7 protein-coding genes are annotated in these 7,271 nt (G+C 51.1%); 6 read left to right on the top strand and 1 reads right to left on the bottom strand.

All coding sequences use genetic code 11. The features are described 5' to 3' along the window. The 5 genes from F3F96_RS03790 to lpxC all read left to right on the top strand — a co-directional run bounded on the left by F3F96_RS03790 (position 1) and on the right by lpxC (position 5,310). The gene (locus F3F96_RS03790; protein WP_176961926.1) at positions 1-933 is read left to right on the top strand and encodes a D-alanine--D-alanine ligase; all 933 of its coding nucleotides are present in this window, start codon (positions 1-3) and stop codon (positions 931-933) included. Next, positions 930-1,685: a cell division protein FtsQ/DivIB gene (locus F3F96_RS03785; protein ID WP_176961925.1), complete on the top strand. Its 756-nt coding sequence runs from the start codon at positions 930-932 to the stop codon at positions 1,683-1,685. The genes F3F96_RS03790 and F3F96_RS03785 overlap by 4 nt, the downstream gene beginning before the upstream one ends. After that, positions 1,685-2,917 (top strand): cell division protein FtsA, encoded by a 1,233-nt coding sequence (gene ftsA, locus F3F96_RS03780; RefSeq protein WP_176961924.1) that lies wholly within the window; start codon positions 1,685-1,687, stop codon positions 2,915-2,917. Before F3F96_RS03785 ends, ftsA begins: the two co-directional genes overlap by 1 nt. 83 nt (positions 2,918-3,000) lie before the next feature. Then, a complete protein-coding gene (gene ftsZ / locus F3F96_RS03775) occupies positions 3,001-4,209 on the top strand; it encodes a cell division protein FtsZ (protein WP_176961923.1) in 1,209 nt (402 codons plus the stop codon). 201 nt (positions 4,210-4,410) lie between these two features. Continuing rightward, on the top strand, positions 4,411-5,310 hold the full coding sequence (lpxC, locus tag F3F96_RS03770) for a UDP-3-O-acyl-N-acetylglucosamine deacetylase (protein ID WP_176961922.1): 900 nt from the start codon (positions 4,411-4,413) through the stop codon (positions 5,308-5,310). Between the two features lie 205 nt (positions 5,311-5,515). Here lpxC and F3F96_RS03765 read toward each other — a convergent pair whose 3' ends face one another. Then, on the bottom strand, positions 5,516-5,980 hold the full coding sequence (locus F3F96_RS03765) for a hypothetical protein (protein WP_176961921.1): 465 nt from the start codon (positions 5,978-5,980) through the stop codon (positions 5,516-5,518). Positions 5,981-6,268: 288 nt separating this feature from the next. On the opposite strand from F3F96_RS03765, the gene F3F96_RS03760 reads away from it, so the two are divergent. Next, a complete protein-coding gene (locus F3F96_RS03760; RefSeq protein WP_176961920.1) occupies positions 6,269-7,105 on the top strand; it encodes a mechanosensitive ion channel family protein in 837 nt (278 codons plus the stop codon). Positions 7,106-7,271 lie beyond the last annotated feature (166 nt).

The raw sequence follows: 7,271 nt of genomic DNA, 5'->3' as shown, positions 1-7,271 counted from the left end.
ATGTTGTCCCGATTCGGCCGCGTAGGCGTACTGATGGGTGGCAGCTCTGCTGAGCGGGAGATATCTCTGCGCTCTGGCCATGCTGTGCTAAATGCACTGCAAGGCGCGGGCGTTGATGCCGTGGCGGTTGAGCTCAACGATAACTGGAGCAACCAGATTGCAGGTGCAGACATCGATCGTGCCTTTAATCTCCTGCATGGCACGCTTGGTGAAGATGGCTGTGTGCAGGGGCTGCTGGAGGTGATGGGTATCCCCTACACCGGCTCCGGTGTCATGGCCTCAGCCCTCTGCATGAACAAACAGCTGAGCAAGCAGATCCTTAACCATGCCGGACTAAAAACGCCGGTGGATATTCCTATCGCTGAAGATGGCCCGATTCGCTATCCGGTATTCCTTAAACCTGTCTCTGAGGGTTCAAGTGTTGGTCTGCATCGCCTCTCCACGCAGCTGGAGTGGCAGGCGCTGGGTATTCACAATGCCAGGGGCTGGATGGCTGAACTGCCTGCTCACGGCGTTGAGATCGCTGTCTCTGTTCTGGATGGCAAAGCGCTGGCGCCGGTTGAAGTTGCACCGAAATCAGGTGTGTATGATTACGCATCCAAATATACCAGTGGTGCGACTGACTATTATTGTCCGGCACGTCTGCCTGCCGAGACGCTGCGTTACTGCATGCAGCGGGCAGAAGAGGCTGTTGCTGCGCTGCACTGCAGTGGTGCGCCACGTGTGGATATGATCGTCGAGAGTGGCGGTGAGCCGCTGGTACTTGAGGTAAACACCCTGCCGGGTATGACCGAGACCAGTCTGCTGCCCAAAGCGGCCGCAGCTGCAGGCATCAGTTTTGAGCAGTTGTGCATCGCTATTCTGGAGACAGCAACACTGGAAAATGTTGCCCTTCAACAGCCGCAAAGCCGCGAATCGGAGGTGGTGACATGAGCCGTAGCAACCACCGTCGTGCTGATCCGGAAGTGGTGAAGGCCAAACGCATGCGCACTGCAGGCCGTCTGGGCAAGATGTTTGCGCTGACCGCACTGATTGGAACCACGCTGTTTACCGGTTGGTGGCTCAATGGCGTGATGACGGTCGCTAAATGGCAGATCGAGGGTGATGCAGATCTGAAGCTGGCGATTGCCGAGCAGTTGGAAGCGATGCCCAAGCGCGATTTTATCAACACCCGCCCTGATGCGCTGGGTGAGCTTTGGATGCAACGGCTGCCGGATATGGATTCGGTGCAGATCAGTCGTGTGCTGCCCGATGCGCTGCATATTCGTGCCGTGGCACGTGTACCTGCTGCACTTTGGCAGGATGAGAAGAGTCAGCTGCAGCTCTTTGATGATAAGGGCAATGCCTATCGCGCTCTACAGCGCGGTGAATCACCGGATCTGCCGCTGTTGCGTGTGGCCAGAGAGCAATTGCCGCAGACGCATGCGCTGCTGCAGCTACTGCGCAGGCAGGATATGATAAATATCTCGGCACTGAGTGAGATCAAGGCAGCCAACCGCTACTGGCAGATCTATTTTTCGAAAGGTGTGACATGGAAGATTCCATTTGGTCAGGAGCAATCCGCCATGACACAGCTTTCAACTTTATTAAAACAACCGCGTTGGTCTAACCGTAACTGGCAAGTCGATGCACGTCTGCAGACGCGCTGGTTTATCCGGCCGGCTAAATATGGGGGAGTGATCTAATGTCCAAGCAAGATCAGCTACTGGTAGGTCTGGATATCGGTACAAGCAAGATAGCCTGTATCGTAGCCGAGGCATCACCGGATGGAAAAGTCGATATCATTGGAATCGGTACACACCCGTCACGGGGTCTGCGAAAAGGTGTTGTCGTAAATATTGAGAGCACAGTTGAATCGATCAGACTTGCGGTTGAAGAGGCGGAGCTGATGGCCGGCGTGGATATCCAGTCGGTCTTTACCGGTATCGCCGGTTCTCATATCCGTGGCTACAACTCTCATGGTGTGGTGGCGACGAAGAATAATGAGGTAACGCAGGAGGATGTCGATCGCGTCGTGGATGCAGCGCGGGCGATGAATATCCCTGCTGATCAGAAAATTCTGCATATCCTGCCTCAGGAGTACATCATCGATAATCAGGATGGTATTCGCGAGCCGATCGGCATGAGCGGTGTACGTCTTGAGGCCAAGGTGCATGTGGTTACCGGCGCAGTCTCATCGGCTCAGAATATCGTTAAGTGCTGCAATCGCTGTGATCTGGATGTCTCCGACATGGTGCTGGAGCAGGTGGCATCGAGTGAAGCGGTACTGATGCAGGATGAGAAAGATATCGGTGTGGTATTGGTTGATATCGGTGGTGGAACCACAGATATCGCCATCTTCCTCAATGGTTCGATTCGTCACACCCATGTGATTCCGATCGGTGGTGATCATCTCACCAACGACCTGGTGATCGGTCTGCGCACATCGGCGCGCGAAGCTGATCAACTTAAACGCAAATATGGTGCATGTATGACCAACCTCGTGCCGCCTGAGGATCAGATTGAGATCCCCAGTGTTGGCGGACGTTCACCGCGTCCAATGCCGAGGCAGGTGATGGCACAGATTCTCGAGCCGCGTGTAGAAGAGCTGTTCGAGATGATTAGAGATGAGCTGCAGCGCTCCGGTTTTCAGGAGCTGGTTGCTGCAGGCATGGTGCTGACGGGTGGCTCTTCGCTGCTCGAAGGCATGGTGGAGCTGGCAGAAGATATTTTTGATATCCCGGTGCGGTTGGGACGGCCGCAGGGAGTCGGAGGGCTGGTGGATGTTGTATCCAGTCCGATGTACGCCACAGGTGTTGGATTGATCCTGTACGGACATCGCTATCGTCAGAGTTCACAAAGCATCAAATCAAGTGATGGCAATGCGTTCGGCCGATTATGGAAGCGGATGCGCGGCTGGTTTGGTGATACAACGTAAGTAAGGGAAACAGTAGTAGTAATAAGCGAAGTGAAAACACAAACGGGAAAATAAAAAAAGGGAACCTGAGGAGGACCAGAAACATGGCAACGCTATTTACATTCGAAGATACATCGGCCCAATCGGCCAACATTAAAGTGATCGGCGTCGGCGGCGGCGGCGGTAACGCGCTGAACAATATGATCAGTCAGAAGCTGCGCGGCGTGGAATTTATTGTCGCTAACACCGATGCACAGGCGATCGAGAGAAATAATGCTGATATTAAGCTGCAGCTTGGCGCAGATATTACGCGCGGCCTTGGTGCAGGCGCCAATCCACAGATCGGGCGTGAAGCTGCGGCTTCCGAAATGGATCGCCTGCGTGAGTTTATGCAGGGCACCGATATGGTGTTTATTACTGCAGGCATGGGTGGCGGTACCGGAACCGGAGCGGCACCTGTGATTGCTGAAGCGGCTAAAGAGATGGGTGTTTTGACCGTGGCAGTGGTCACCAAACCATTCAACTTTGAAGGCAAGCGTCGTATGCGTCAGGCCGAAGCAGGAATCGCTGAGCTGCGCAAATATGTTGATACTCTGATCACCATTCCGAATCAGAAGCTGATCGGTGCGGTGGGTAAAAACACCAGCATGCTGGAAGCATTTCGCAAAGCTGATGATGTATTGCTGCAGGCCGTACGCGGTATTGCTGAGCTGATCACCCACACCGGTTACATGAATGTAGATTTCGCAGATGTGAAAGCGGTGATGAGTGAAACCCGTGGCGTTGCCATGATGGGTTCAGGTTCTGCCAGTGGTGAGAGCCGTGCCATTGAAGCTGCAGAGCGCGCTATCTCCTCACCACTGCTTGAGGATATCGATATCCACGGTGCTCAGGGTATTCTGGTCAATGTGACCGGTAATGAGGATATGACGCTGGCTGAGTATGATGAAGCGGTATCCATCATCCATAATATGGCTGATGAAGAGGCCAACATCATTTGTGGTATGGTTTATGACCAGGATATGAGTGAAGAGATTCGCGTGACAGTGGTAGCAACCGGTCTCTCCGCTGAAGCCAATATTCATCTGGCGACCTCCGATAGCAAATCTGAACCTATTGCCATGCCACGCATGACAACGCCTCATATTGGTGCAGTTCAGGCGCCGGTAGCACCTGCACCTGTTATGGCACCTGTTGCTGCTCAACCGCAGTCGCAGGGGCAGTCACAGGTTCAGCCTAAACCATTCGGTAATATCGACTTCAATGATGACGAGTTTGCCGTACCAACATTCCTGCGCAGGCAGGCCGACTGATCGGCCTTTTTGAGCAGGATATTTGGCTTTTGCGGTTTTTATGGCAGGGTTACGCAGTTGTAGATGGGGGTCTACTCTGGCGAGTGCTGGGTATGTGGGGTAAATCACATTGAATTCCAGTATCTTAGATAGAGTTCCCTCCGGTGATGTTCGAACCATTGACGTCATACATATGCTTTGCCCTGTTAGAAGGAGGCATACATGATTGTACAGAGAACACTGGATCATTCGATTCGATGTAGTGGCATCGGCTTGCATTCAGGTCGTAAGATTCAACTGGTCTTACACCCGGCAGCTGAAGACACAGGCATCACTTTCATTCGATCCGATCTTGGCGTAGAGGTCCCTGCAAGGGCCGAATACGTTACCGATACGCGACTCTGCACAACCATCGGCCATGACGGTGCTCAGATTTCAACTATCGAGCATCTGTTGTCAGCTTTTGCAGGTCTGGGCGTGGATAACGCTCGCATTGAAGTCAGTGGTCCAGAAGTTCCCATTATGGATGGATCATCCGCCCCGTTTGTGTTTCTGATTCAATGTGCCGGAATCCGCGAACAGACCAAAGCAAAGAAAGTTCTTCGTGTCCTTAAGCGCGTAGAGATTGAAGAGGGTGACAAGCGTTGCGCTCTCTATCCTGCGGCAGGTTTCAAGATCAGCTATCTGCTGGACTATGATCATCCGCTGCTGCGCAAACGCAAAGTCGCCATCAATTTTGCCCATCAGGCTTATACCCGTGAAATCTCCCGTGCCCGCACCTTCGGCTTCCTGCATGAAGTTGAAGCACTGCAGAAGGCGGGACTTGCACTCGGTGGTTCATTAGAGAATGCCATCGTACTCGATACCCATCGTGTCGTTAACGAAGGTGGTCTGCGTTATGATGATGAATGTGTTCGTCACAAGATTCTCGACACGCTGGGCGATCTCTCCCTTTCAGGTTATCCGATTGTCGGAGCCTTTGAAGGTGAGCTGACCGGCCATGATATGAACCACAAACTGGTAACCACACTGCTTGCCGATCCTTCGAGCTACCGTATCGAAGAGTTGATTGCAGATGAAGTTACCGCTGAAGAAGGCTTAGGCGAAGTACAACAGGCTTAACTCCTTAACGTTCCAATCTGTTTTCTCTGTTTATAAAGCAGGCCGGGCTTCCCTCCCGGCCTGTTTTTTTGTCTGAATAAAAAGGTCTTCTTCTCGCTACCGTGGACTGTTATCCCAAGTAATCGATGGAGTCAGAGACAGTTTATTTCGATGGTTGGGAGGTGTTGAAGCCGCATGGCTGAGACGACTATTCTTTGCAGAAAGCTTATTCGTCTTTGTTTGAGGACATTTCATTTAACTCTTTCATGGCGATGTCACTACATTCCGGGCAAATGCCGTGGCTGAATTGGGCATCGGAATGGGTGTGGATGTAATGTTCCAGCTGTTTCCATGAGTCATCTGTGTCTCTGATTTTTTTGCAGTATGAGCAGATAGGAAGTATCCCCTGCAGTACTTTAACCTCGTTAAGAGCAGTTTGGAGTTCACTGTTTTTCAGGGTGAGCAGCTTGTTGTATCGATGCGACTCTCGCCAGCGTCTGATGGAAAAAAAGACCATGCAGCCTGCGAAAACGATGGCGCTTGCGACAAGCTCATCTATTTCATAATGCTCATATTTTGCAGAGAGGGCTACGATCATTTCAAGAACATCGATTTGAGTAAAAACAAGAAATGAGACAGAAACGATTGCAAATATTACGATCAATTCGTGTTTGATATGATCCTTTTTCATCGAAACAGACCGGTTACAGTGTTTGTTTGGAAATGGTTTCCGGGAATTTGCAGTGCGGTGATCAAGTTTATAATCAGCGGATGCCCCATTGAATCCCCTTGCTCCTCAGTCTCAATAGATATAATTAATGGCTATTGTGCCGGAGAGAGGTGGATATGTCGTGTGAACTTTTTCACATGCGTTTGAAATAGGGGGTGATTACTCTTTCGGTCATGGTGCTTGTGAAGGCAGAAGGTTGCTGTAATCATCAAGCAATGAAGAGATATGACAGACTGATAGAGGTGGCAAATGAACGAAATAGATAATGCAGTGCAACAGATGCAGGCACTTACCCTGAAAGCCTATGAGCTGGGATTGGAGTATGCGCCTAAACTGGTGTTAACCATCATCACGCTGATGGTAGGCCTGTGGGTTATTGGCGGCATTGGCAGGTTGATGAAGCTTTCAATGGAGAAGTCCAAGGTGGAGCCAACCTTGATTCCATTTATGACAGGGCTGGTGACATGGGTGCTGAAGGTGCTGCTGTTTATCTCTGTTGCCTCGATGATCGGTATCGCCACCACCTCATTTGTGGCCGTGCTCGGTGCAGCCGGTTTGGCGATTGGCCTGGCGTTGCAGGGCAGCCTGGCCAACTTTGCAGGCGGCGTGTTAATTATGTTTTTCAAACCCTATAAGGTGGGTGATCTGATTGAGTCGCAAGGCCATCTCGGTGTGGTGAAAGAGGTGCAGATATTTAACACCATCCTTACCTCCCCGCATATGAAGCAGATCATTATTCCCAATGGTGCAACCTCAAACGGTTCTATTATTAATTATAGCGTTGAGGGTAAGATTCGAGTCGACCTGAGTGTTGGTATTGCTTATGACGAAGATATTAGCAAAGCAAAAGCGGTGTTGATGGATGTGCTGACCAAACATGAAAAAGTGATGCAGGAGCCGGCCCCGTTTGTGGGTGTGCTGGAGCTGGCCGATAGCTCTGTGAATCTCGCAGTCAGACCACACTGCCATCCTGATTATTATTGGGATGTTTTCTTTGAAGTGAATGAATCGATGAAAATGGCACTGGATGCCAACAATATCACCATCCCGTTCCCACAGAGGGATGTGCATATGTCCAATGCATAACGCTTCGAACGTTTAAAGTTTATTGCAGTATTGAGACAGGTCGGGTGAAAACTCGGCCTGTTTTGCATACGCTGTATGAAGGACTGCTGGCGGCCAACTTCCGCTACAAACAGATGGAGAAAAGGGATGGGAAATCGTTGTTCATCTGCCATCATCTTAGTGGGTT

Origin of the sequence: Mariprofundus sp. NF (assembly GCF_013387455.1) — a bacterium.
GTDB lineage: Bacteria > Pseudomonadota > Zetaproteobacteria > Mariprofundales > Mariprofundaceae > Mariprofundus.
The sequence above is the reverse complement of the archived record's forward strand: the minus strand, read 5'-3'. Positions and strand labels throughout refer to the sequence as shown.